The following is a 25845-nucleotide window of genomic DNA, read 5'->3' on the forward strand; positions in this document are numbered from 1 at the left end:
ATCATTTTAACAATGCTCACCCATCATTTTACCACCACCCATAGCCCAAGCACCCTTACCGCCCTAATTGCCACACACCGCCCTGATTGGCAGGTGTGTTTTTTGAACAACAATCACCGTCCCGTGATTGGCATTTGCCCAAAAACCGCTTGGCACATTGAATTTGACAGCACATTCACCGCCCACCGCTATGACCGCCACACAGGGCAAAGCTTTGCCTATGCCACCACTTACAGCGATTGGCAAAAGGAACTCATCGCCTATGGCAAAAACTTGGATTGCCCCAGCCAAAAAGACGAATACACCCACGGCTTAATGGGCTTTATTGGCTATGACATATCGGCTCACGAATTAAATCCTACCATCGGTATTAAAAAAAATCAGCCCTGTGCTTATTTGGGGCATTATGATGTTTATTTAAAAAAGAGCGATGCTGGATTTGAGCTTTTTGGCATTGATGTGGGTGAATTATTTTTTAATGAGATTAAAAATGATTTGGCGGATTTATTAAAAGAAACATTAACCCAACCCCAACTCGCTCAATTTAATCCCACTTGGCAAAAACAAGATTACACCCAAGCCTTTAACCAAACCCAAGAATACATCAAAGCAGGCGATACTTATCAAATTAACCTTACCCAAAAATGGCAAGCGGATTTGGCTAATTTATCCAGCCATTTACCCAATTTACAACATCATATGAATGCTCCTTTTGCAGGTTATTTACAATTAACCAATTTTGAATTATTGTCGGTATCGCCTGAATTATTTTTTGAATTTTATGGGGAAAATGGCGACATTCATCTTGTTACCAAACCCATCAAAGGCACACGCCCACGCCACGCCAATCCTACCATTGACGATGATTTAAAAAATGAACTTAAAAACAGCGAAAAGGATATTAGCGAAAATTTGATGATTGTGGATTTACTGCGTAATGACTTGGGCAAATATGCCAAAGTCAGCACGGTAAAAACACCCAAACGCTTTGCCATTGAAAGTTTTAAAAATGTGCATCACATGGTCAGCACCATCACCGCCCAATTAAATAACAACCATTCTTTAACTGTTTTATTTGGTTCGCTTCCTGCTGGCTCAATCACGGGCACACCCAAAAAACGAGCCTGCGAAATCATTCACGAGCTAGAAATTGCGCCACGGGGGGCGTATTGTGGCACGATGGGCTATATGAATTTTGATGGCACAGGCATTTGGAATGTGCTCATTCGCACCGCCCAAAAGTCGGACAAGACCGAGCTTTGGGCAGGCGGTGGCGTTACCATCAAATCAAACTTGGACAGCGAATACCAAGAATGCACCGATAAAGTGGGGGCGATTTTGGCGGTGTTTGAATCGGCAAGCATTTAAAAGCAAATACCACGCTCAAATCGCCTGCGTACGCTCGATCAGCCACGCTTTAGCATCGCCATCTACTCGGTCAATCAGCTCATCATGCACTTTTTTGTGATAACTATTAAGCCAGTCTTTTTCTTCTTTGGTCAATAGATTTGGCAGTATTAAGCGAGTGTCAAACGGACAAAGCGTCAAATCCTCAAAACGGGCAAATTCGCCAAACTCTGTGTGATGAGCAGGCACGGTTGCGACCAAATTTTCCAGACGAATGCCCCATTTGCCTTCACGATACAGCCCTGGTTCGTTACTGGTAATCATGCCGTATTGCATGGTGCGTTCGGGCAAAGTGGGTGCATTACGAGAAATCACTTGCGGCCCTTCATGCACATTTAAAAAATACCCCACGCCATGTCCTGTACCATGACCATAATCCAAACCCTGTTGCCAAAGCTCATTGCGTGCCAGCACATCCAGCTGAGCGGACGGTATGCCCATAGGATAGACCGCCCTTGCCAAGGCAATGTGTGCTTTTAATACATAAGTAACATCTTTTTTGGCGTCATCGCACACCACGCCAACACTTGCCATGCGAGTGATGTCGGTCGTGCCGTTATAATACTGAGCCCCCGAGTCAATCAACAGCAGTCCATCGCCTTGTAAGGTCGCACAAGTATCGGCTTCGGCTCGGTAATGTACGATCGCCCCATTGCCACGAAAACCTGCAATCGTATCAAAACTGGCACAAACATGGTGTGGCTGCCGACTGCGTGCGTCATTAAGCAAAGTGTCAATATCCACTTCATTGAGCGTCTCGCCTGCATGGATACGCCGTTCAAAATCACTAAAAAACTCGCACAACGCCGCCCCATCTTGACGCATCGCTTCACGCACATGACCCAGCTCACGGTCGGTTTTGACTGCTTTTAGTACCGTACTTGGGCTCATCGCACGCTGGATATGGACGCTCTTTGGCACACTGGCGATGGTGTTTATGGCGACTTTGGCAGGATCAATGAGTAGCGAGCCTGACACCGTAGCAAGGGTGGACACCACAGAGTCATAATCTGCCACTTGAATGCCTGCCTCTTGCAAGGCGGCTTTTGCCTGAGCGTCTAATTTATCACCATCAACAAACAAAGTCGCCCCATCTGCACAAATCAATAAATGCGACAAAAACACAGGATTAAACGACACATCCATGCCACGCAAATTGGTCAGCCATGCAATGTCGTCCAAACTTGAAATCAGATGAAAATCCGCCCCCAGTGTTTGCATTTTTTGGCGAACTTGGCTCAGCTTATCCAAAGCAGACACATCAACAAATGCCGATGGATGCGGATAAATCGGCTCACAAGGCAAACCACATCTGTCTTGCCACACTTCTGCAAGCACATCCAACTTGGTCATTAGGCGGATATTCTTGGCACAAAAAATCTCATTTAAACGGTCAAATTCTGCCACCGACAGCACCGCCCCATCAATGGCGACCACCGCCCCATCAGGCAAATAATCCGCCAAAAACTGCCCAAAGGTTGGGTGATTTTGCTCCATTTTTTGTAGCTCAATTCCCGTACCATCAAGCTGTATCGGTGCTTGTACCCAATAACGAGAATCCGTCCACAGCCCTGCGGTGTCGTGCGTCAAAACCAGCGTCCCCACCGAACCTGTAAAGCCAGACACCCAAGCACGACCCTGCCAATATTCAGGCAAATACTCAGACATGTGCGGATCAGCAGAAGGGATAATCAGAGCATCGATGCCGTGCGACTGCATGACTTGACGAATGCGTGCGATACGCTCTTGACGAGCCTTTATAGAATTTGACATGACAATTACCTTTTTATATTTTTGACATCTAAAATGATAAAAATACTCACTGTTAAAATTGACTGTTAAAATTTTTAATAGCAATTTTTATCATCACAATCACCATTGTATCACAGCTTTTCCTATAAGCTCAATTTTGCGATAACTTAGCAAATCATGGTACAATCACGCTTTTTTACCTGCGTATCTTAATGACGCACTCACACGCCTTTTAACACCCAAAAAATGACAATCACACAAATCCAACGACTGCGAACCTATCGAGTGGCACTGCTTGCCTTTGCTGCATTTATTTTTAACACCACCGAATTCATGCCAATCGCCCTACTCTCTGACATTGGCGCAAGCTTTGGCAGGTCGGTCGATGATGTCGGCATCATGATGACGGTCTATGCGTGGCTCGTGGCGCTGATGTCGCTGCCGCTCATGCTACTGACTGCCAACATGGAGCGAAAACGCCTACTGATGGGGATTTTCGCCCTATTCATCATCAGCCACGCCCTATCAGCAGTGGCGAATAGCTTTGGCGTTTTGCTTGTGGCTCGGGCAGGCGTGGCGTTTTCTCATGCCATTTTTTGGTCAATCACCGCAAGCCTTGTGGTTAGGCTTGCCGACAAACACAAAAAAGCCCAAGCCCTAGGACTGCTCGCCACAGGCTCAGCCCTTGCTGTGGTATTGGGCTTGCCCATTGGGCGACTGGTGGGGCAATGGCTCGGCTGGCGGACGAGCTTTGCTTTGATTGGTGTGCTTGCTTTGGTGTGTCTTGTGATTTTACACCGAATTTTACCCAAGCTGCCCAGTCGCAATGTCGGTAGCATTCAAAGCCTGCCTGACATCGTCAAAAACACGCCACTGCTGTTCGTCTATGGCATCATCTTGCTCATCGTGACGGCACATTTTACGGCGTACAGCTACATTGAGCCTTTTATGCTCAATATCGTGCAATTATCCGCCAGTGCAACGACTTGGATTTTGCTCATGTTTGGTGCGGCAGGGATTTTGACCAGCTGGCTGTTTGGGCGGTATTATGAGCGCTTGGGGCAGAGATTTTTATGGGTGGCGCTGGTCTTGGTGGCAGCAGGATTATTTTTCATGCATATCTTGGCGGATGTTTCTGCGCTTTGGATTATGAATGCTTTTTTGTGGGGCATGGGGGCGACTGCCATCGGTCCGACTTTGCAGATGCAGGTGCTGCGCCTTGCGCCCAAATACACCGATGTGGCGATGAGCCTGTTTTCTGGGATTTTTAACATCGGCATTGGTGGCGGTGCTTTGGTAGGCAGCGTCGTCATCGGCACGCTTGGGCTGTCTTATGTAGGCTATGTCGGCATGGCGGTCGCATTGCTTGCGATGCTTACGCTCATCATTAGCAGTAAAATCCGTTCGCTATCTTAGCTTCGCCAAACCCCATTTTATAAAAGTAAAAATTTACTCACGGACATGGCATGGCAACTGATAAATATTGGGCCAATAAAAATAGTCGCAGACAAACTGTAAAATGACCATAAAATTTGATTTTAGGCAGTGGAGACGAACAATTTTTCGCCCAATAGTACCAATGGGGCAAATCATCCGCCCCTACAAGTCGTAAAAAATCAGCTTGGGTGATTTTAAATGGATGGTTTACATCATTTATCATCGCATTAACATCGCACCAATAAAAAAGCCCTGCTTTACCAACAGGGCTTTTGACGGGCAGGCTGCACCAGCCCATTTTTAAAGATTTTTTGATTGTCAATGTCAAAAACACCGACAATCAGCAAGCATCACTTATTCTCAGTGGTGGTCGCCTCTACCGCTGCTTGTGCCTCTGCTTTTTGCTCGGCGGTCTCTGCCACAGGTGCAGCATTGGTGGTCTCAGCAGGTGCGCTCTCGGCAGCTGGCTTGTCCTCGGTGGCGGTCGCTTGCGTTGGGGCTTGCGTATTGTCGCCTGTTTGTTCAAGCTTTTGCTGTGCTTCTGCTACGGCAGCGTCACTGGCTTGCATGTTTGCTGCTGGCGCTTCTTCGGCAGCAGGCGCAACCTCAGCCGCTGCCTCTACTGGTGCTGTCGGCTGATGCTCGCCTGCTGGACGCAGCCATGCCGAAACAGCGATGCCAGCGATCATCACAAGTAAAAGAGCGATACCAACCAGCGCTGCAAGGGTTTCTTTGGTTGGGTTGTTATTTGATGCGTCATGTGCCATAAATCACCTGTCGTCACGATGGGTTAATGTCAATTAAAATAAATTTACTCTATTATATACCAAATTTTACTTTTTTGTACAATTCCTTTGACACATTAAGGGATTATTATGCAAATTATTGAACAAAAAAGCACTTCTGACAAAGCTTTGCGTCATTTTAATCACGCACGCCTTTGCCAGTGTAGTGCATTTGGGTGCGGCTACTGGTGTTTTGTTGGCGTTTTGCCACAAAGCTTAGCACAAACAGCAGCAAAGCCAGCGCCAGCATCGGATAGCTGCCAAATCGTACAAATGGCGTCACACCCGTCATCATCGGCACCTCACCACGCAAGACTGTACGCTCAAACTGCGGCGCCATGCTGACAATCCCGCCCTTGTGGTCGATGATGGCGGTGATGCCAGTGTTGGTGGCACGGATGAAATAACGCCCTGTTTCAAGGCTACGCATCTGCACCATCTGCAAATGCTGCCAAGGACCTGCCGTCGTGCCAAACCACGCATCATTTGAAATGGTGAGTAGCACCTGAGCGTTTTTGGCATTGTGGCGAGTGGTGTCCGGATAAGCCACCTCATAGCAGATCGCCGCTCCCATGTTTCGCCCTTTCACCATCAATGGCGGCTGCGTGCCATCGCCTGCGCTGATGCTCATCGCGCCCTGCATGTTGGCAAGGTCAGGAAGTAAATTAAACACCCCTTCAAAAGGGATGTACTCGCCAAAAGGTACAAGATTTTGTTTTTTATAAAGACTGGTGCCATTTTGTTCGATGGCGGCGACGCTGTTATAGATGGGCGGATAAAGATCTTTGGTCTCATCATAGCGCTCAAAATCACGATACATAAGCCCTGTGATCCACGCTGAGTCTTGAGTCATGGCGGTATTGGCGATGCCATTGATGAAAGGTGCTGCCTCATCATGAAACATCGGTATCGCTGCCTCTGGCCAGATGACGACATCCCGCCCCCACTCGCCTCGTGACAGCGCCTCGTAGATTTCTAGGGTTTGCACTCGATACTCGGTCAGCCATTTGAGATCTTGTGGGATATTGCCTTGCACCAAAGAGACAGACAGCTCATCGTCCTTATCCACCACCACCCAGTCAATCTGAGCCAAGGCAAAGCTTGCAAGTAGCGCCAGAGCAGACAACAGCAAAAATCCCAATTTTTGACGAAACAGCTCCACCACAGACGCCGCAAACAGCACCGCCACAAAGCCGACGCCAAGCACGCCAAGCACAGGGGCAACACCGCTCGCCCACGCCTGCCCAGTGAAAGCATAGCCCATAAACAGCCAAGGAAAGCCAGATAAAACCCATGTTTTTAGCCACTCTTGCGCCACCCAAAGCGAGGTAAAAGCCAGCGGCTGACGACCAACAAATTTCACAAACACCCAAGCAAACAGCGCATGAAACAGCCCCATGACCAGCGCCATCAGCACAATCATCACCACCGCCAATGCAGGCGAAATCGAGCCGTACTCATGAATCGAATGATACAGCCAAGACGCACCGACAGCCCAAGCGCCAAATCCATAAGCCAGCCCAAGCCAAAACGCCCGACGAGGCACAGTCTCACGCACCAAAAGTGCATACAGTGCCATCACAGAAAATATCGCCACAGGCCACAGATAATATGGTGCTAAGGCAAGACTAAACACGCCCCCTGCGATGAGCGCTGCCACGAACGACAGCCACATTGGCAGCACCAGCGCTTTTGCTTGACGGCTTGGTCTGGCGGGGATTTTTGGGTGATAAATGGGTTTTTGGGTCATGGTGCGACTCTTTTTTGTGTTATTTTATAAATTGGTAAAATCTATGACAGCCTTTACATGCCCGCCCAGATGTTCGCTCCGATGATGGTGATGAATTCTTGCATGAGTAGCAGCGCAAAAATCGCCGCAATCGGTGATAAATCCAGCATACCCAGATTTGGTATGATACGGCGAAATGGCGCAATGATTGGCTCAGACAGCTGCATGATGAGATGCACCGCAGGGTGCGAGACATTCATCAGCATCACCACCCAGCTTGCCACCACCGAGCCGATGATGATGTAGCGCAGCATCGCCAAAAACTTAATGATCGCTTGTAGCGTGCCTGCAAAAAACAGCTTGACCGCACTGATCGACTCACCGAGCAAAAAAGCGTTGGCAGAAATATTGATCCAATACAAAATCAGCATCAGCACCACCGCAGCCGTGCTGATGTGCCGCTCCGTGCCGACATTTGGCAAAATACCAGAAAAAACATCCACCACACGAGTCATGCGTCTGGTGGCTTGCATATAAGGGCTTTTGGCATCGACTTGCGCAAATTCAAACATGAATCGCACAAATAAGACCATGAGCGCAAAGTTGATCGCAGCATTGATAAGAATAAAAACAGGTGAATTCATAAAACGATACTAATTTGACTTAAATGATTGATATTAAAAATAAAATTTTCGCCGAATCAAGACGCATCTTGCCCAAGCAGCTCGCCAAGCTCTCGGCTGCGATGAGCGCAGGCTTTCATGCCGTCTTGCAAAATCTGCCCCATGCCCTGCTCGGCAAATACTGACAACGCCGCCGCAGTCGTGCCACCTTTGGAAGTTACCTGCGTTCGTAGCACGGCAGGATCGGCAGTTTTGGCAAGCTCGCCTGCACCAATAAGGCTTTGGATTGCCAAGGATTTCGCCTGCTCTGGGGGCAGCCCCATCGCCACCGCCTGCTCAATCATATTTTCTAGCACATAGAAAAAATACGCAGGGGCAGAGCCTGCCACCGCTGTTACGGCGTGCATTTGCTCTTCATCATCCAGCCACGCCACCAAGCCTGACGCACGCATGATGTCGCTTGCCACCGCCTTATCATCATCGCTGACTTGGCTAGCAAACAACCCTGTCGCCCCAAGCCCAATGCTTGACGGCAAATTTGGCATACTGCGGACAATTTTATCATAGCCCCCGAGCATTTTGGTTAATGTCGCCACCGACAATCCTGCCGCCACCGACAGCACCAGCTGACCAGACAAATAAGACCTTATCTCTTGACAAACTTCACTCATCACCTGTGGCTTGACCGCCAGCACCACCACATCGGCATCACGGATAATCAAATAAGCGTCATCTGGTGCGACCGCCTGCACGCCTTTGGCAATAAAACTGGCACGCTTAGACTCGTTGTCATCCGACACCAAAACATCAAAGGCAAGTCCTTGCTCTTTTTTGACTTTTAATAGACCGTCAATGATGGCATTTGCCATGTTGCCACCACCGATAAAAGCGATTTTTTTGTGGGTTAAGCTATTCATGAATACTCCTGCCTGTCTTTTTAATTGAAAGAATGATTGGGAAATATACCTACCGAACTAATAAAGCAATACAACTTTTGTAGGTTAGGGGGCTGAGCGTAACCCAACATATTATTGCAACTCATTGAATTTGTTGGGTTTTCGTAAGCAGAGCCCAACCTACGACATCATATCATTTTGTGGTCATTTTGCCATTCAGTAGATATGACTAAAAAATCATGCGATGGCTAAAAATCTAAGCACACCAAGCCAACAAAGCCGTCATTTTACACCATCTACGCCCAGCACGCAAAACTTCGCACCCATCGCACTGCCTTTTTTGTCCAGCCGATCCAATCGCCACGCACGCCCCACCGTCAAAATCAGCACAGGCACGCCATCAACCACAACCTGCCACAGATGATCTCTTAGCCATACAGGTACGCCAAGGCTTTGCACCAGTTTTTTGCCGTGCAGATGCTTGGTCATACCGCCCATGGCAAATGGCACTCGCATCTGACGAGTGATTGGCATGATGTGTATTTGCCTGCCCAAAAACTCTGGCAAAACCTGCCAAATGATCGCAACATTTTGGGTGCGTCTTAATCGCACCACGCCATCATTAGACGGTGTCATCATGTGGTCTATTGGCATATCTGCGATACCTGCCGCATTATCCACTGTATTATCCGCCATTAAGCACGCCCAAGCGTCCATACGATAGCGATACACTCGCCCACCATAGCGACAAATCACATAGCCGTGCACGCCCTGCCAAAATAGCCGAGTCTGATGGTCTGCATCTGTGCGATGAATGAGCGTCAGCACTTCTTGGACAAGTCTTTGATTGGGCGGTAGTGGTTCATCTAGCGACAGCCACGCATGAATGAGCGATGACTGCACCACAGACGGCAAAGACTGCACGCTTGCCACCGACAACACCTGACAAAACGGTGCTTGCGACCACTCATCTTGGCAATATGCCAATTTTTCATCAATCAGCAATGATACAATTTGACCAGCTTCGTAAAGTAGCTGACTGCTACGAGCGATGTTTTGCACCGCTTGTGGATTGATTTGCCCAAACACTGGCAATACATGATTGCGAAGTTTGCCACGCACATGAGCATTGCTGGTATTGGTAACATCATCCACATAAGGCAGGGCGTGCTGGCTGGCAAATTGGCTGATCTGCGTACGAGCCATACCAAGCATGGGACGAAACAGCTGTATGTCTTTATCCAAAATCCGCCGCCACTGCCATGATTTCATCGCCGACAGCCCTGCCACGCCTGCCCCATTGATCAGACGCATGAGCAAGGTCTCGGCTTGGTCGTCTGCATGATGAGCCAGTAGTAGCACATCGCCTGACTGCATGACGCTTGCCAATGCCGTGTAGCGTGCGTCTCTGGCGATGGTTTCGCTGTTTTTAGCCAATTTGACGGGTAAAATGTGACAGCCAAAGCCGTGCGTTTTTGCCCAAGTTGCCACCAAATCCGCCCACTCATCATTGACCGCCTGCCAACCATGATGAACATGGAGTAAAATCGGCAACACTGGCAAATCGCCCTGCTCGTACAGGCACTTACACGCCCACGCCAACGCCAGCGAATCTCGTCCGCCACTGCACGCCAAAAACAGCCGACTCTCAGACAGCTTGTTGTGATGGGCTTGAAAAACCGTTGATAATTGAGTAAGCATGAGCGATATAAATCAAAACAATACACCCACCGAATCAAAAAGCAACCATAAAAAGTCATGTGATGTCGTAGGTTGGGTTGAGTAAAACGAAACCCAACAAATTTATTGGTTTACGCCCAAAATGATGGGTAAAACCCACCCTACATAACTTTATCGGTTTGGTTGGTATATCAATTCAGTGAGTATCTATAAATAAATAAAAAAGCCAGAATGTTTATTCTAGCTTTTTTGGACGGTTTTTAATAGTAAAATTTCACACAAGTCTTACAGCGACACGGTAGAATTAAACGCCATCAGTCTTTGATAACGCTGCTCTAACAGCTCATCAATAGAAAGCTGTGTCAATTCAGCCAGCTGACGAGTCAATAGCTCTTTTAAGGCACTCATCACCGCCTCAGGTGCTTCATGAGCCCCCACGCCTTCGGCAATGACTTCATCAATCAAGCCAAGCTGATGCAAATTATTGGCGTTTAGCTTTAAGGCTTCGGACGCATCAGGGGCTTTTTCAGCAGTTTTCCAAAGAATAGATGCGCAGCCCTCAGGCGAGATGACCGAATAAATGCTGTTTTCTAGCATATTAACCTTGTCCGCCACACCAATCGCCAACGCCCCACCTGAGCCACCTTCGCCGATGACGGTGGCGATGACGGGCGTTTTTAGGCTACTAAATACCGCAATGGATTTGGCGATGGCTTCCGCCTGCCCACGCTCTTCAGCCCCCACCCCTGGATATGCCCCTTGCGTGTCAATGAAGGTAAATACAGGCAAGCCAAAGCGTTCTGCAAGCTGCACCAGACGAATGATTTTGCGGTAGCCTTCTGGATTTGCCATGCCAAAATTGTGGGCGATACGCTCACGAGTAGAACGCCCACGATGCTGACCGACCACCAGCACAGGCTCGCCATTAAAGCGCGCCAAGCCACCGATGATCGCTCTGTCATCAGCGAACGCTCTATCGCCATGCAATTCATCAAATTCTGTAAATAATGCCGACACATAATCCAAAAACAGCGGACGCTTGGCGTGGCGAGCAAGCTGAACACTTTCCCAAACTGTACTCATCTGATTATCCCAATGAACAAATGTAAACTTAATCTAGTTTAGCATATTTTTTAGATTTTCAACAATGATTTTTTCAAGTGATGGTTGAATCCACCAAAATCACACCACTTCAAGCGTGATGCCCCACTTGGCAAACTGAGCCACATCCGCCCCAAGCTGTGAATAAATCAGCTCTTCGTGCAAACCCTCGCCCACCACGACTTGCCAGAGATCTTTTGTGATGATGTTTAGTGAAATGGGGGCGGCTTTGGTGGTGCGGCTTTGATTTGCCTGCACCGCCAGACGCAGCAATAGGCACAAATACACCAGCTTACGACCGCCCAAGTTTTCCACCACATCTTTTGCGTCTGTTTTGAGTTTTCGTCTGTGATGCAGGGCAATCTGCGCCATCATCGCCTGACCTACTTGCGAAAAGCCAGCAATATCAGAAAATTCTAGCAAATACGCACTGTGCTTTTGATAATTACTATGCCCAATCGCCAAGCCAATTTCGTGCAAATTTGCCGCTCGGCGGAGCAAATCACGATCTTCATCATCAAAGCCGAGCTTATCTTTCACCGCATCGAACAATCTGGCACAAGTATTCATCACTCGGGCTGCCTGCTTGATATTGACCGAATAACGCTCCGCCATCGCCGCAATGCTACGGTCTCTGACATCTTCATCGCCAGAACGCCCAAGCATGTCATACATCACGCCTTCACGCAGCGCCCCGTCAGAGTAGCCCAGCTCGCTCACGCCCAGCGTCTGCATGATGGCGTACAATTCTGCCACTCCCGCTGGAAACACCGACTGACGATGAGCTTTTACACCCTCAAAATCAATCTTATCAATGCGCCCAAGTTTAATCAAATGGCGCTTTAATCTCTCCATGCCCTCGATGGTGATGCGCTCATCTGCCAAGCCAAGCTCTCGAAGCACCAAAAGCGCCGCCTTTGCCGTACCGCTCGATGCGATGGCGTTGTCCCAGCCGACTTTTTTGTAGCGTTTTTCAATGGAGAGTAGCTCGGTTTTGGTGGCTTTCATGGCACTGTCAAACGCCGATTCGGTGATTTTGCCATCAGCGAAAAACTTCTTGGTAAAAGACACACAGCCCATCTGCAAACTTTCCATCTCAATCGGCTCAAAGCCCTGCCCGATGATAAATTCGGTAGAGCCGCCGCCGATGTCAATGACCAGTCGCTTGTCGGTACTGGCGTTTGAGTGCGACACGCCCAGATAGATGAGACGAGCCTCTTCACGCCCTGCGATGATTTCAATGGGCTTGGGCAGTAGCTGATTGGCACGCTTGATGAACTCTTGGGCATTGACCGCCTTACGAAGGGCGTTGGTCGCTACCACACGCAGTAGGCTTGGATTGACCTCCGTCACATGCTGAGCAAAGCGGTGCAGACAGTCCAGCCCACGCTGCATTGCCTCCTCAGACAGTACATTATTTTCATCAAGACCTGCGGCAAGCTGCACCTTTTCAGAGATAGAGGCGACTTTACGAATCTCGCCATGATCAAGCCTAGCAATCGCCAAATGAAAGCTGTTCGAGCCCAAATCAATCGAGCCGATCAGCTCATCTCGCCCCACCAAAGCCCCTGCTTCGGTGATGGATTTGGCGATTTGTTCATGGCGGGCGGTGGTGTCTATCATGACAGGTTTCATAAGTTTTCCTAAGTTTGTCAAAGTGATTGTCATTCATCATGGCAATCGTGTCAGCCAATACAATCTGGCAATTTACTCGCATTCATCTTAATAATTTAAGACAATTTGTCGTGTCTGACAATGGTTTTTTAAGTAAAATCAAAGAAAATCACGATTTTTTGCATGCAATCAAAAATTCGCACTCTTTGGGAAATAGATTTGCCATGTCAGACGGCACATCGGCAGAAAATTGGTTTGGTGTTTTTTCATCATCACCCATCATTGTCAACTGCCATGCGTGTAGGCACAGTCTTGGCACAGCAGGGGCGGATGTCGTCAGGTATTTGTCATCGCCAAGCAAGGCATGACCAATGCTTGCCATATGCACACGAATCTGGTGTGTCCGCCCTGTCAAAGGCGAAGCACGCACCAGACTGACCGCCTCACCATTCATCTCAAAACGAGCCAGCACCTCAATGTGTGTTTGGCTGGGCTTTCCCTCCAAATGCACCTTGACACGGCGCTCGCCACTGGCTAGGGTGTATTTTAGTAGCGGTTTATCAATGGTCTGCTTATCCGCCTTGACATGACCTGCCACCAGACATAGATAGCTTTTTTTGATGGTTTTTTCACGAAATTGGTCTTGCAATGCCTTTAAAACACTGCGTTTTTTGGCGATAAGCAGCAGTCCTGAGGTGTCTTTGTCAATGCGATGAACAAGCTCCAAATACTTTTTGCCCGTCGCCACTCGCATCGCCTCAATCACGCCAAAACTCTCGCCAGAGCCGCCATGCACCGCCATACCGTGTGGCTTATTTAGCACAATCAAGCCTTCATTTTCAAAGACAATTCTACCCAGCAACCCCTGAGCCAAACGCTCTGACACCACAGGTTCATCTTTTACTGACAAACGCACAGGGGCGACACGCACCACATCACCAACATAGACACGGTCGTGCGGTTTGACTCGCTTTTTATTCACACGAATCTCATCATCACGAATCAGCTTGTACAGGTGCGAACGGGGCAGTCCTTTTAGACGCGCCAGCAGAAAATTATCAATCCTTTGATCGTCTTGGTTTGCCGTCACCGTCAAAAAATTCACCCGACTAAAATCACTGATGATGTCATCGGCACTTTGCGCTTTGTGGGCAGATTTTGGTTTGGTGGCAGAATTTTGGCGAAAATTTTGCGATTTTTTGGGAGAATTTGACGGTTTTTTCATGATTTTGGCAATTTTTGATAAATTTTAATAAAAATGATGATTTTTTGATAGGAAAATTGGCGAAATTTTGGTATAGTTTAGCATGTTGCAGACAAAAAGGCGAAATTCTTGATTAAAAATGCCTTTTTTGACGACCTTTGAATCAATTTTTTATAAAATATCGGTCAAAGATGCCTGATTTTATAACTGCCAAGGCAGCGTATCGGTCTGACACACCGCATTGATTCACACAGCAACCCAACACATTTTTTTGGCATCATGCCGCAACATCCGTTTGAGATGTACGAAGATTATCGACCACAACGCACCAGCCCAGCCGCACTGCTGATCAGAAGGCGCGTTGAGTAAATTTTGAATCCGTTTTTATGCCATTTTCGTGGTTTATTTTGGCTCAAAAGCACAAGACAAACTCTGCTTTTGAATAAGACAACCCCAAAAAAACCACCCTAAGCCATCGGTGCAAGCGATGGGTTTGGTCGCTTGGCTTGCCTTGCGACGAGCGTGCATTTTGACATCATGCTGCCATTTGCAGCCAATTTAACCATCAAGATCAGAAAGACACACTTGATCTTTATAATCTTTTGACCCTAAGGCGTGTCATCAGACCGCCCAGACCGCTCAAACGATGTTGCTTAACTGCTTGAATCATTCAAGCGCCCAAATTAAGGAACATCATGAAACGCATTTTAATCAACGCCACGCACAACGAAGAAATTCGTGTCGCACTGTGCAAAGACAATCATCTGTATGATTTTGACCTAGAAAATCGTACTCGTGAGCAAAAAAAAGCCAACATCTACAAAGGTCACATCACCCGAGTTGAGCCGTCATTGGAAGCAGCATTTGTAGAATATGGCTCTGCTCGCCAAGGCTTTCTACCCCTGCGAGAAATCGCCCCAGAATACCTACACGGCAACGCCCGTGAAGACAGCATTCGCCAGCTTTTAAAAGAAGGCGATGAAGTCATCGTCCAAGTAGAAAAAGAAGAACGGGGCAACAAAGGCGCCGCCCTTTCTACCTACATCTCGCTGGCAGGTCGCTATCTGGTACTGATGCCAAACAACGCTAAGGCAGGCGGTATCAGCCGTCAAATCTCAGGCAAAGTCCGTGAAGAGATGAAACAAATCATCGCAAGCCTATCCATCCCAAAAGGCATGAGCGTCATCGTGCGCACCGCAGGGCTTGGCAAGGGCTTTGACGACCTACAAAACGACCTAAATCATCTGCTAGACATCTGGACATCCATCCAAGACCAAAACAAAAAACGCCCAAGCCCATGCCTGGTTCATCAAGAAGCAGGTGTGGTGACTCGTGCGGTGCGTGATTATCTGCGTGATGACATCAGCGAGGTCTGGATTGACTCAGAACACGCCTACAACGAAGCGGCAAACTTCATCGCTGCCGTCATGCCAACTCAGCTTGATAAACTGCGTAAATACACCGAATACGAGCCAATGTTCGCTCGCTTTGGCATTGAACGCCAAATTGAGACCGCCTATCAGCGTGAAGTGCGTCTGCCATCAGGTGGCTCTATCGTCATTGACCAGACCGAAGCGATGGTCGCCATTGACATCAACTCATCAAAATCCACCAAAGGCTCAGATGTCGCTGAGACCGCTTATCACACCAACCTAGAAGCCGCTGACGAAATCGCTCGCCAGCTACGCCTAAGAGACATGGGCGGTCTGATTGTCATTGACTTCATTGACATGAACGACCCACGCCACCAAAAAGATGTAGAAAAACGCTTGATTGACGCCACTCGCCACGACCGAGCCCGCGTGCAGTTTGCCGAGATTTCTAAATTCGGCTTGATGGAGATGAGCCGTCAGCGTCTGCGTCCAAGTCTTGAAGAATCCACAGGCTACATCTGCCCACGCTGTCATGGCAACGGCATGATTCGTGATTTGCGTTCGCTTGCCCTGTCTATCATGCGCCAAATTGAACAAATCGCCCTAAAAGAACGCATGGGCGAGATTCAAGCAGAAGTACCGACCGAAATCGCGGCGTTCCTTTTGAACGAAAAACGAGAAAGTCTGGTTTATTTAGAGCAAGACTCTGGCACTCGCATTACCATCTTGCCGCACGCTCATTTAGAATCTCCGAATTTTAGCTTGCATTTCAACCCAGATGGCTTTGCGCCGTCCAGCTACGAACGCATTGTCAATGCCGAAGAAGAGGAAATGGGCGATCGTGGCTATGATGTGAATTGGCACACCGAAAACGAGCAGCCTGAGAGCATCAACAAAGATGCGCCAAACCGCTGGCAAAAAGCCAATTCAGCCGAGCAAAAGCATGAAAAAGCGCAAGACAAGCCAGTGAATACCGCCAAAGCTGAGCCACAAGTTGCCGCTTGGCTGTCCAACCTATTTGCCCCAAAACCACAGGCAAAATTGGCAGGCGCTTTGGACAATTCAAGTGCCGCCGCCGCCATTGAATCCATTGTCAATGCAGGTGGCGTAAGTCTTGGTGCAAGTGGCGTGGCAAACTTGGTTCAAAACACCGAAACCAAAACCGACAACAAAAAAGCCAAAGAAGAACGCCCAGCCGCCAAGCCTGAGCGTGAATCTCGTGACGAACATCAAGAACGCCGTCACAAAAACAAAAAGGCGAAAAAAGAATCCGTTGAAGAAGTGAAAGAAAAAACGGACAAAAAAGCCAAAAAAGAAGAACCAACCCACCAAAAACGAGAAGCAGGCTCACAGCGAGCGCCTCGTGGTGAAGTCGTGCGTGGTGCGCCATTGACCAATGATCACGCCAAAGCCGACAAAAAGCCAGACGAGACGACGCACAAAAAAGCCGACAAAGAGCGTGCTCGTCCAAGCAATCCAAATGAAGTCGTCGTCAGCGTCACGCCAATCGCCAAAGAAGAAGTGACCAGCCAGACGGTGCACATTTCGCTAGACGGCAGCAAGACCGCCAAGCCTGACAATGCCGATACAAAAGTCGATGACCATGTCAATAATGTCGATGCCGATAGTATCAATATTGATGGTGCCGATGTTGATGGTGTCGATGTCAATGAAACCAACAAGACGGCAACGAAAGGCAAGTCAGACGACGCCAACGCCAGCAACAAACCTAGCAATGACAAAGCAGCTGATGCGTCAGACGCACAAAATGCCAAGCCTCAGAGCGAGACTGAAGAGCCATCGTTAGCCGCCCAAAGTGACGCTCCAAGTGCGCCTGCCATCTTGCATGAAGCCACTGACGACCAAAACGACATCACCGATGCGCCACAAGAGCAGACAGCAGCGCAGGCTGATGAGTCAGCAGACATCGCTAAGACCGATGAGGCGGCAAACGACGCCAGCGACATCAATGTGCCATTGTCTAGCCTACTAAGCCCAACGATTGCGCCAAGCGCTCAAATCATTGAGCTTGCCCGCCAAGAAAATCGAGCGGTGAACGACCCTCGTGTCGTCATGCAGGCGCAAAGCACGCAGCCTGTCATTCGTGGTACGGCTCGTGAGTTCATTGAGCTGATGCTGGGCGATACTCAGCGTGGTGATTTCATTCAGGACTTCATCAATGCCTGCGCCAAAAATCAAGCACCAAGTGCCAACTTGGATTTTGCCAACTACGGTCATGCGCCGCTTAGCGATGCCTATTTAAGAGTGTTTGACAGACACACCAGCGTCACGGCACGCATCAGCGCCCCACAGGGCAAGACGGCCGCCCCTGCTTTGCGCACCACTGAGCGTGCCATCAATGACCCTCGTGGTCCACGCTCTGATCTGCCGACCGATGAGCAAAACGCTCAGGCGGGCAAGGCGGAGTCGGTAGCAGAACAAGCTTTGGCAGCACAGACAGCCGATCACACTGCCGATGCCAGTGCCGCCACCGATGTTGCTACAAATGCTGACACCAAAGATGTCGCCGTGCCAACAGAGACTTTGACGACTCAAAACACAAAAGAGCCTCAAAGTACCAGTGCAGACAGCGACTCGAGCGAGACGCTCATTGAGCAGATCAAAGATGGTCTAGAATCCGCCATCGATGCCATCAGCGACACAGTTAATGAGCTGTTTGGCGATGACGATAGCGCAGATGTCATCGATACCGATGAGCCTGCCAAGAGCGAACATAAGACCGCCAAAGCAAGCAGCGACAAAAAGACCGCTAAGCGCACCAACAGCTACAAAGACATGATTGAAAATGTCGCAGGTCAGCTGTTGCCGCAGGTGGGCATCTTAAATCTGGCTCAGCCAAAACCTGCCAAGACACGCATCAAAAAAACCGCAGGAAAAAGCGATAACAAGCCAAAATCCGAAGTGCGTAAAGCAGGTGCAAAAGTGGTAAAAAACAAAACCGAAAAAGCAGACAAGGCTTTGGACGATTCAGCCACTGAATAACAACCCCACCAAAATAAAAGAGAGTCATCACGCTCTCTTTTATTTTTGCAAAATCTTATCAATGATACCAACTGAACCGATATAGTCATGTAGGGTGGGCTGTACCCACCTTTTTGGCTGTAAATCTTTGAAATTGTGCTACTTTTTAAGTTCAGTTGATACAACCTACCGAATGGTAAAATTACCACAAGATTATGTGATGTCGTAGGTTGGGATAGAGATTGTGAAAACCTAATAAATTCAATAACTTATGCTTAAATAGTGAGCTAAACCCACCCTATACGACTATCAAGGCCATACTTTATCAATTCATTAAACATAAAAAAGAGCGAACCTAAATTCGCTCTTTTTATTAGCCATACACCCAATCATTCTTGAGTCACTGGAATCTTACCGATTTTGGCTTGCCAGATTTTTGGTGCGGTGGCGTGCACCGATACACCATTGCTATCAACCGCCACTGTTACAGGCATATCCTTGACTTCAAATTCATAAATCGCCTCCATACCAAGCTCTGGGAAGGCAACGACTTTGGCCTGCTTGATGGCTTTTGACACCAGATACGCCGAACCGCCCACCGCCATCAGATATACCGCTTTGTTGTCAGCGATGGCCTCGCAAGCGATTTTGCCTCGTTCGGATTTACCAATCATACCAAGTAAGCCAGTTTGCTCAAGCATTTGGCGAGTAAATTTGTCCATACGAGTGGCGGTCGTAGGTCCTGCTGGCCCTACCACTTCGTCACGCACAGGATCGACAGGACCGACATAATAGATGAGCTTGTTGGTGAAATCCACAGGCAAAGTTTCGCCCTTGTCCAGCATATCCACCATGCGTTTGTGGGCGGCGTCTCGTCCTGTATAGATTTTGCCGTTTAGCAGTAGCACATCGCCAGTTTGCCAAGTGGCGACCTCTTCTTTGGTTAAGTTATTGACATCAACTCGTTTGCCGTTGTCAGGGCTGTAAGTGATGTCAGGATACACCGACAAATCAGGCGAAGTCAGCTCGGCAGGCCCTGAACCGTCCAGCTCAAAATGCACATGGCGAGTGGCGGCACAGTTTGGAATGATTGCCACAGGCTTAGACGCGGCGTGCGTTGGGTAGTCTAGGATTTTGACATCAAGCACCGTAGTCAAACCGCCCAAACCTTGAGCCCCAATGCCTAACGCATTGACCTTTTCAAAGATTTCTAGGCGTAGGCTTTCGGTGGTAGAAAGCTCGGCACCGCTTTCGGCTTTTTCTTTTAGTTTATGAATATCAATGTGGCTCATCAAAGATTCTTTGGCAAGCAAAGTCGCTTTCTCTGGCGTGCCACCAATACCGATGCCTAGAATGCCTGGCGGACACCAGCCTGCACCCATTTCTGGGACGGTTTTTAGCACCCAATCGACAATGCTGTCTGATGGGTTTAGCATGGCAAGTTTAGATTTATTTTCACTACCACCGCCCTTAGCAGCACAAGTAACATCCACCGTATCGCCTGCCACGATTTCCATGTGAATCACCGCAGGGGTGTTGTCTTTGGTATTGGTGCGTTTGCCAGCAGGGTCGGCAAGCACAGACGCACGCAGGGTGTTGTCAGGGTGGTTGTAGGCACGGCGAACGCCTTCATTGACCATGTCGGCAACGCTCATCGTGCTGTCCCACTGCACATTCATACCCACTTTCAAAAACACGGTGGCAATGCCCGTGTCTTGACAAATCGGGCGTTTGCCCTCCGCACACATACGACTATTCACCAAAATCTGCGTCATCGCATCTTTGGCGGCAGGGTTTTCCTCACGAGCCAGAGCCTCTTTGAGCGCCTTGATGTAGTCGGTCGGGTGGTAGTAGCTGATGTATTGAAAAGCATCGGCGATACTTTGAATAAAATCTTCTTGCTTAATAATGGTCATATTTTTTCCTTGTAGCTGGCTAATAAGCTGGCTAAAAACGATATTTTGCAAAACGCTTTGCTTGATGTTGTCCCACAAAAAGCCCAATCATTGTAGCATAAATGACTGGGCTTTAAAACATTTTCACGCCATCAAGCGGTCGCAAAAATCTTTTGTAGAGCCTCAATCAGGCGAGCGTTTTGTTCGGCAGTACCGACCGTAATACGTAGATAATCTTTGATGCGTGGTTTGTCCCAATGACGCACGATTACGCCTGCCTCTCGCAATTTTTCAAAAACCTCTTTGGTGTCAAGCGTCTGATGATTGGGCTTGGCAAACACAAAATTCGCCGCCGATGGCAACACCGTAAAGCCCAGCCCCACCAAAGACGCTGTCAAATTTTGGCGAAGGGTAATGACCGCTTGGCGTTTTTCCTCAAAATACACCTCATCAAGCACGCTGGCTGCCGCCCCTGCCTGTGCCAAGCGATCAATAGGATAGCTGTTAAAGCTGTTTTTATAAGTGGATAACGCCGCAATCAGATTGGCATTGGCAAACGCCGCCCCCACCCTAAGACCTGCCAGCGAGCGAGATTTTGAAAAGGTTTGCGTGACCACAAGATTATCAAATTCATCAATCAGCCCAATCGCTGACGCACTTTTGACATCATCGGCATAATCAATGTACGCCTCATCAATGACGATGACCGAATTTGGGTGTTCGCTGGCAAGTTTGCGAATGCTCTCGATCCCCAAAAGCACGCCAGTTGGGGCGTTCGGATTTGGCAAAATCACACCACCGCACGGAATGCGATAATCATCAGGGTCAATGCTAAAATCCTCTTTTAAAGGAATGATGTGAGTCGCCACATCAAAGGTCTGGGCATACACAGGATAAAAACTGTAACTGACATCAGGCATCAAAAGTGGTCGCTCTTTAACAAAAAAGCACGCAAAAATAAACGCCAACACCTCGTCCGAGCCATTACCCACAAACACCTGCTCACAGCTTAGACCATGATAATCAGCCAGCACCTGACGCAGTTCGTCCGACTCAGGATCAGGGTATAATCTTAATGCCTGTGCGTCTTGTGCCAGTACCGCTTGCATGGCGGCGACGGCTTTTGGACTGGGCGGAAAGGGGTTTTCGTTGGTGTTTAATTTGCACAAATTGGCGACTTTTGGCTGTTCGCCTGCCACATAAGGGGTCAGTTTGCGAATCTTACCGCCCCACAGTCTGGTGTCAATGCTCATTTTTTATCCTTTTTTATTCAAAGACCGTATCGCCAATCAATCCAAACACACCACGCCATGACGGTAGCGAGCCGATAACGCATGGGCGTCCAAATTCTCTTCCACCGCCAAAATGTCTGCGGTCTTGGCAAGCGGTTTTGAGCCGTCAGTCGTGCAATAAATCAGCGAAGTTTTTTTGGTAAAATCATACACCCCCAAAGGCGAGCTAAAGCGTGCTGTACCTGAAGTCGGCAACACATGATTACTGCCTGCACAATAATCGCCGATCGCCTCTGGCGTATGTCTACCCAAGAAAATCGCCCCAGCATGTCTGATTTGTCGCTCCACCTCAGTTGGGTTGTCCAGCGACAACTCCAAATGCTCAGGGGCGACTTGGTTAATCACCGCCACGCCTTCGGCTCGGTCTTTGACCAAAATCAATGCCCCACGATTGGCAAGGGCGGTGCGAGCGATGTCGGCTTTTGGCAGATTTGCCAATGCCTTATCCAAGGCGTTTTTGACAGCGTCCAGCTGTTTTGGGCAAGTGGTGACAAAAATCGCCTGGGCGACCGTGTCATGCTCCGCTTGCGATAATAAATCCATCGCCAGCCAGTCGGCATTATCCGCCTCTTCGCCTTCGGCATAGACCAGCACTTCTGATGGCCCTGCAATCATGTCAATGCCCACTTGTCCAAACACGGCTCGCTTGGCACAGGCGACATATTTGTTGCCCGGACCTGTGATTTTATCCACTTTGGCGATACTTTGCGTGCCATAAGCCAACGCCGCCACCGCCTGAGCCCCACCGATGGTAATGACACGATCCACGCCTGCCAGATATGCTGCCGCCAGCACCAAAGGATTTAGTTCGCCTTTTGGAGCAGGTACGACCATCGTAATGTCGCCCACGCCTGCCACCTTAGCAGGAATGGCGTTCATCAGCACGCTAGACGGATAACTTGCCAATCCCCCTGGCACATAAATGCCCACACGGTCAAGTGGCGTTACTTTTTGTCCCAAAGTATTGCCCAGCCCATCAACAAAGCTAAATCCTGTCTCTTTTTGGTGCTGATGAAATTCAAAAATACGCTTGGCGGACAGCTCCAATGCCGTTTTGACTTCATCGGTCAAATGCTCAAACGCAGATTTTAACTCATCAGCACTCACAAACAGCTCGTCCATGCTGTTTGCAGGGTGCTCGTCAAACTGCTTGGTCAAGGCAAACACCGCCTCATCGCCCTCTGTGCGAACCTGTGCAATGATACGCTCCACTGTCTCAACCAACTCAGTGTCGGTTACAGTTTCAAAGGCAAGCAGATCGGCTAATTTTTCCTGAAAATCATCATCAGTGCTATTTAAAATGGCTAAATTTGGCATATCACACCTTATCAATTATCATAAAACGAACACATCAATCATCATCTATGGGCAAACTGGCATTTAACACATACACAAAGGCAGTCAGCACATCACCATTATCCAGTGTGGCAACTATCGGCACACGCTGATATTCCGCCCCTTCAAACGCATCAAGCCTATCCCAATGCTCACTCAATTCGTCTGACGAAAACACAAATCCTGACACTTCATCGCCCTCATCATCAGGAATGATGGCAGGATAACCCTGCGTCAAGCCCCAACCTTTTGCGTGCAAAAATCCTCTTGCAGTAGCAGTCTGCCATATGCCAGTAATGGGGGTCATGATGTGATGATTTGAGCGGTTTGGCGCAAGCGTGCCATAAACAAATAAGTGTTCCATTCTCAGCTCCTTCAAACCGCCTTTTCCAAAATCTGTAAAATCGGCTCAAGCTGTGCCAGCTTTCGCTTATAACTGACAGGATTGGCAATCAGGCGTGATGACACTTGGCAAATCTCATCAAGCGGTTCAAGTCCGTTGGCTCGCAAAGTATTGCCCGTATCCACCACATCCACAATCAAATCGCCAAGCCCCACAAGCGGTGCAAGCTCCATTGAGCCATACAGCTTAATAATATCCACCTGCTCGCCACGAGACGCAAAATAATCTTTGGCGACTTTGGCGTATTTGGTGGCGATACGAAGCCTACGATTGGGCAAGCTCGCCCCTTTGACCCCTGCGGTCATCAGACGGCACTTGGCAATATTCAAATCAATCAGCTCATACACATCAGCGTCATATTCCATCAAGACATCTTTGCCAGAAATGCCAATATCCGCCGCCCCATGCTCCACATAAGTCGGCACATCCGACGCACGCAAGAGCAAAAAGCGTACGGCAGGATTTGTGCTTTGAAAAATCAATTTGCGAGACTTATTCATGTCCTCCAAAGGACGAATGCCTGCCTTGTCAAATAAAGGCAAAGTCTCATCTAAAATCCGCCCCTTGGATAAGGCAATGGTCAATCCATTAAAATCACTCATCACTATTACCGCCTTTTAAATCCATCAACCAAGCACTCCATGCCACAAGCCCAAATTTAATCATTTGGCAAGTTGGGCTTAGCAAAGCAAAAACCCAACATTTGAGCATGGCGCATTGATTTGCTTGGCATACAAAAACAAACGCACCGCCAAAAAACGGTGCGTTCGCATCAGCCCTTGATGCGTTCAATATTCACGCCCAAAGCACGCAGTTTATTTTCCACATCGTCATAACCACGATCAATGTGGTAAATGCGATCGATGATGCTCTCGCCATCGGCACACGCCGCCGCCATCACCAGCGACATAGACGCACGCAAATCGGTCGCCATCACAGGGGCTGGCGTGAAAGTATCCACCCCAACGACCACTGCCGTATGCCCATCAACTTTGATGTTCGCACCCAGACGCTGTAATTCTGGCACATGCATAAAGCGATTTTCAAAGATGTTTTCAATAATGGTGCTGGTGCCTTCTGCCAGACAGCACACCGCCATCAGCTGTGCCTGCATATCAGTTGGGAAACCAGGGTGAACCTGCGTGCGAATATCTACCGCCTTTGGACGACCTTTCATCACCGCACGAATCCAGTCATCGCCTGTGGTGATGACAGCCCCCATCGCCTCAAATTTCTTTAATACAGGGTGCAAAAATTCTGCCGAAGTATTCTTGGTCAGAACATCGCCCTCGCTCATCAGCGCCCCTGCCAAATACGAGCCTGTCTCGATGCGGTCAGCGATGACGCTGTACTCACATCCGTGCAAGCTCTCCACACCCTCGATGATCATCGTCGTCGTGCCGATACCGCTGATCTTCGCACCCATCGCCACCAGCATATTGGCAAGATCCACCACCTCAGGTTCGGTCGCACAGTTTTCTAGGCGAGTCGTGCCACGAGCCAAAGTCGCCGCCATGATGACATTTTCGGTGCCGCCCACCGTTACCATGTCAAAGCTAAAATCACAGCCAATCAAACGACCGCCTGCTGGGGCTTTTGCCTTGACATAGCCGTTTTCTACCGTGATCGATGCACCCAGCGCCTCAAAGGCTTTTAGGTGCTGATCCACAGGGCGTGAGCCGATAGAACAGCCTCCCGGCAAAGACACTTCCGCCTCGCCAAAACGAGCCAGTAGCGGACCTAGCACCAAAATAGACGCACGCATGGTACGCACCAATTCATAAGGGGCATAATAATCGGTCACCGTGCGAGCGTCCGCCACGACCGTATTGCCTTCTTTTTTGATCTTGACGCCAGTGCCTGCGATCAATTTCACCAAAGTCTCAGTGTCTTTTAGGGTGGGGACATTATGCAGTACAGATTCGCCATTGGGCAGCAGCATTGCTGCCAGCAGTGGTAGGGCAGCGTTTTTTGAGCCAGAAATGCTGACCTCGCCTGCGATGCGGCTTTTGCCCGTGATTTTAAATTTATCCATAGAATTTCTCTTATCAATTAGCTTTGCGGGCGTCGTATTCGGCAGGGGTCAGCGCATGGATCGTCAGGGCGTGTACCGCACCGCTTTGGATGTGCGGATTGACGATGGCATAGACCGCCTGTTGGCGTGCTACGAGTCGCTTACCCTCAAAGCTGTCATCCACGATCAGCACTTCAAATTTATTGCCCTGATTTGCCGCTTGAATCTCGGCATTTGGGAAGTGTGGACGCAGTAGTTCGATCAAATCATCAGCATTCATGGTTGTTTCCAAATAGTTCGCACAAGCATCACTTGTGCCTTTT

20 protein-coding genes are annotated in these 25845 nt (G+C 48.8%); 3 read left to right on the forward strand and 17 right to left on the reverse strand.

Annotation, left to right across the window (positions count from 1 at the left end; genetic code table 11):
- The first annotated feature begins 12 nt into the window (after positions 1-12).
- Positions 13-1368 carry an anthranilate synthase component I family protein gene (locus LU290_RS09410; protein WP_277808327.1) on the forward strand — a complete coding sequence of 452 codons (1356 nt, stop codon included), beginning with the start codon at positions 13-15 and terminating at the stop codon, positions 1366-1368.
- A gap of 15 nt (positions 1369-1383) precedes the next feature.
- Here LU290_RS09410 and LU290_RS09415 read toward each other — a convergent pair whose 3' ends face one another.
- Complete coding sequence (locus tag LU290_RS09415; RefSeq protein ID WP_277808328.1) at positions 1384-3180, reverse strand: aminopeptidase P family protein; 1797 nt, start codon at positions 3178-3180, stop codon at positions 1384-1386.
- Positions 3181-3405: 225 nt separating this feature from the next.
- Here LU290_RS09415 and LU290_RS09420 point away from each other — a divergent pair, with 225 nt between their 5' ends.
- Positions 3406-4575 (forward strand): sugar transporter, encoded by a 1170-nt coding sequence (locus tag LU290_RS09420; RefSeq protein WP_277808329.1) that lies wholly within the window; start codon positions 3406-3408, stop codon positions 4573-4575.
- A 37-nt stretch (positions 4576-4612) separates the two neighbouring features.
- Here the strand turns inward: LU290_RS09420 and LU290_RS09425 are convergent, their stop codons facing one another.
- From LU290_RS09425 to LU290_RS09465, 9 genes are all read right to left on the reverse strand, one after another.
- Entirely contained in the window at positions 4613-4918 is a 306-nt protein-coding gene (locus LU290_RS09425) for a hypothetical protein (protein ID WP_277808330.1), read from the reverse strand.
- 28 nt (positions 4919-4946) lie between these two features.
- The gene (locus LU290_RS09430; RefSeq protein WP_277808331.1) at positions 4947-5363 is read right to left on the reverse strand and encodes a hypothetical protein; all 417 of its coding nucleotides are present in this window, start codon (positions 5361-5363) and stop codon (positions 4947-4949) included.
- Between the two features lie 157 nt (positions 5364-5520).
- Positions 5521-7131, reverse strand: coding sequence for an apolipoprotein N-acyltransferase (gene lnt / locus LU290_RS09435; protein WP_277808332.1), 1611 nt, complete (start codon positions 7129-7131; stop codon positions 5521-5523).
- 53 nt (positions 7132-7184) lie between these two features.
- On the reverse strand, positions 7185-7754 hold the full coding sequence (locus tag LU290_RS09440) for a YggT family protein (protein ID WP_277808333.1): 570 nt from the start codon (positions 7752-7754) through the stop codon (positions 7185-7187).
- Positions 7755-7810: 56 nt separating this feature from the next.
- Complete coding sequence (gene proC / locus LU290_RS09445; RefSeq protein ID WP_277808334.1) at positions 7811-8650, reverse strand: pyrroline-5-carboxylate reductase; 840 nt, start codon at positions 8648-8650, stop codon at positions 7811-7813.
- A gap of 261 nt (positions 8651-8911) precedes the next feature.
- Positions 8912-10330 carry a tRNA lysidine(34) synthetase TilS gene (gene tilS / locus LU290_RS09450; RefSeq protein ID WP_277808335.1) on the reverse strand — a complete coding sequence of 473 codons (1419 nt, stop codon included), beginning with the start codon at positions 10328-10330 and terminating at the stop codon, positions 8912-8914.
- Positions 10331-10594: 264 nt separating this feature from the next.
- Positions 10595-11392 (reverse strand): acetyl-CoA carboxylase carboxyltransferase subunit alpha, encoded by a 798-nt coding sequence (locus tag LU290_RS09455; RefSeq protein ID WP_277808336.1) that lies wholly within the window; start codon positions 11390-11392, stop codon positions 10595-10597.
- A 99-nt stretch (positions 11393-11491) separates the two neighbouring features.
- Positions 11492-13045, reverse strand: coding sequence for an exopolyphosphatase (gene ppx / locus LU290_RS09460; RefSeq protein ID WP_277808337.1), 1554 nt, complete (start codon positions 13043-13045; stop codon positions 11492-11494).
- Positions 13046-13193: 148 nt separating this feature from the next.
- On the reverse strand, positions 13194-14249 hold the full coding sequence (locus LU290_RS09465) for an RluA family pseudouridine synthase (protein ID WP_277808338.1): 1056 nt from the start codon (positions 14247-14249) through the stop codon (positions 13194-13196).
- A gap of 674 nt (positions 14250-14923) precedes the next feature.
- Here LU290_RS09465 and LU290_RS09470 point away from each other — a divergent pair.
- Positions 14924-18604 carry an Rne/Rng family ribonuclease gene (locus tag LU290_RS09470; RefSeq protein WP_277808339.1) on the forward strand — a complete coding sequence of 1227 codons (3681 nt, stop codon included), beginning with the start codon at positions 14924-14926 and terminating at the stop codon, positions 18602-18604.
- 368 nt (positions 18605-18972) lie between these two features.
- Here the strand turns inward: LU290_RS09470 and LU290_RS09475 are convergent, their stop codons facing one another.
- The 7 genes from LU290_RS09475 to LU290_RS09505 all read right to left on the reverse strand — a co-directional run bounded on the left by LU290_RS09475 (position 18973) and on the right by LU290_RS09505 (position 25802).
- Complete coding sequence (locus tag LU290_RS09475; RefSeq protein WP_277808340.1) at positions 18973-20499, reverse strand: fumarate hydratase; 1527 nt, start codon at positions 20497-20499, stop codon at positions 18973-18975.
- 131 nt (positions 20500-20630) lie between these two features.
- Positions 20631-21731 (reverse strand): histidinol-phosphate transaminase, encoded by a 1101-nt coding sequence (gene hisC, locus LU290_RS09480; RefSeq protein ID WP_277808341.1) that lies wholly within the window; start codon positions 21729-21731, stop codon positions 20631-20633.
- A 36-nt stretch (positions 21732-21767) separates the two neighbouring features.
- On the reverse strand, positions 21768-23087 hold the full coding sequence (gene hisD / locus LU290_RS09485; RefSeq protein ID WP_277808342.1) for a histidinol dehydrogenase: 1320 nt from the start codon (positions 23085-23087) through the stop codon (positions 21768-21770).
- A gap of 34 nt (positions 23088-23121) precedes the next feature.
- The gene (locus tag LU290_RS09490) at positions 23122-23469 is read right to left on the reverse strand and encodes a gamma-glutamylcyclotransferase family protein (protein WP_277808343.1); all 348 of its coding nucleotides are present in this window, start codon (positions 23467-23469) and stop codon (positions 23122-23124) included.
- 11 nt (positions 23470-23480) lie between these two features.
- Complete coding sequence (gene hisG / locus LU290_RS09495) at positions 23481-24110, reverse strand: ATP phosphoribosyltransferase (protein WP_277808344.1); 630 nt, start codon at positions 24108-24110, stop codon at positions 23481-23483.
- Positions 24111-24280: 170 nt separating this feature from the next.
- Positions 24281-25543, reverse strand: coding sequence for a UDP-N-acetylglucosamine 1-carboxyvinyltransferase (gene murA / locus LU290_RS09500; RefSeq protein ID WP_277808345.1), 1263 nt, complete (start codon positions 25541-25543; stop codon positions 24281-24283).
- Positions 25544-25556: 13 nt separating this feature from the next.
- The gene (locus tag LU290_RS09505; protein ID WP_277808346.1) at positions 25557-25802 is read right to left on the reverse strand and encodes a BolA family protein; all 246 of its coding nucleotides are present in this window, start codon (positions 25800-25802) and stop codon (positions 25557-25559) included.
- Positions 25803-25845: the final 43 nt, after the last annotated feature.

It is taken from the genome of Moraxella nasibovis, from assembly GCF_029581575.1.
Lineage (GTDB): Bacteria > Pseudomonadota > Gammaproteobacteria > Pseudomonadales > Moraxellaceae > Moraxella > Moraxella nasibovis.

Bases quoted from the DNA above. Each gene is read 5' to 3' on its own strand.
- LU290_RS09410 (WP_277808327.1), top strand. From the start codon at position 13: ATGCTCACCCATCATTTTACCACCACCCATAGCCCAAGCACCCTTACC.
- LU290_RS09415 (WP_277808328.1), bottom strand. From the start codon at position 3,180: ATGTCAAATTCTATAAAGGCTCGTCAAGAGCGTATCGCACGCATTCGT.
- LU290_RS09420 (WP_277808329.1), top strand. From the start codon at position 3,406: ATGACAATCACACAAATCCAACGACTGCGAACCTATCGAGTGGCACTG.
- LU290_RS09430 (WP_277808331.1), bottom strand. From the start codon at position 5,363: ATGGCACATGACGCATCAAATAACAACCCAACCAAAGAAACCCTTGCA.
- lnt (WP_277808332.1), bottom strand. From the start codon at position 7,131: ATGACCCAAAAACCCATTTATCACCCAAAAATCCCCGCCAGACCAAGC.
- LU290_RS09440 (WP_277808333.1), bottom strand. From the start codon at position 7,754: ATGAATTCACCTGTTTTTATTCTTATCAATGCTGCGATCAACTTTGCG.
- proC (WP_277808334.1), bottom strand. From the start codon at position 8,650: ATGAATAGCTTAACCCACAAAAAAATCGCTTTTATCGGTGGTGGCAAC.
- tilS (WP_277808335.1), bottom strand. From the start codon at position 10,330: ATGCTTACTCAATTATCAACGGTTTTTCAAGCCCATCACAACAAGCTG.
- LU290_RS09455 (WP_277808336.1), bottom strand. From the start codon at position 11,392: ATGAGTACAGTTTGGGAAAGTGTTCAGCTTGCTCGCCACGCCAAGCGT.
- ppx (WP_277808337.1), bottom strand. From the start codon at position 13,045: ATGAAACCTGTCATGATAGACACCACCGCCCGCCATGAACAAATCGCC.
- LU290_RS09465 (WP_277808338.1), bottom strand. From the start codon at position 14,249: ATGAAAAAACCGTCAAATTCTCCCAAAAAATCGCAAAATTTTCGCCAA.
- LU290_RS09470 (WP_277808339.1), top strand. From the start codon at position 14,924: ATGAAACGCATTTTAATCAACGCCACGCACAACGAAGAAATTCGTGTC.
- LU290_RS09475 (WP_277808340.1), bottom strand. From the start codon at position 20,499: ATGACCATTATTAAGCAAGAAGATTTTATTCAAAGTATCGCCGATGCT.
- hisC (WP_277808341.1), bottom strand. From the start codon at position 21,731: ATGAGCATTGACACCAGACTGTGGGGCGGTAAGATTCGCAAACTGACC.
- hisD (WP_277808342.1), bottom strand. From the start codon at position 23,087: ATGCCAAATTTAGCCATTTTAAATAGCACTGATGATGATTTTCAGGAA.
- LU290_RS09490 (WP_277808343.1), bottom strand. From the start codon at position 23,469: ATGGAACACTTATTTGTTTATGGCACGCTTGCGCCAAACCGCTCAAAT.
- hisG (WP_277808344.1), bottom strand. From the start codon at position 24,110: ATGAGTGATTTTAATGGATTGACCATTGCCTTATCCAAGGGGCGGATT.
- murA (WP_277808345.1), bottom strand. From the start codon at position 25,543: ATGGATAAATTTAAAATCACGGGCAAAAGCCGCATCGCAGGCGAGGTC.
- LU290_RS09505 (WP_277808346.1), bottom strand. From the start codon at position 25,802: ATGAATGCTGATGATTTGATCGAACTACTGCGTCCACACTTCCCAAAT.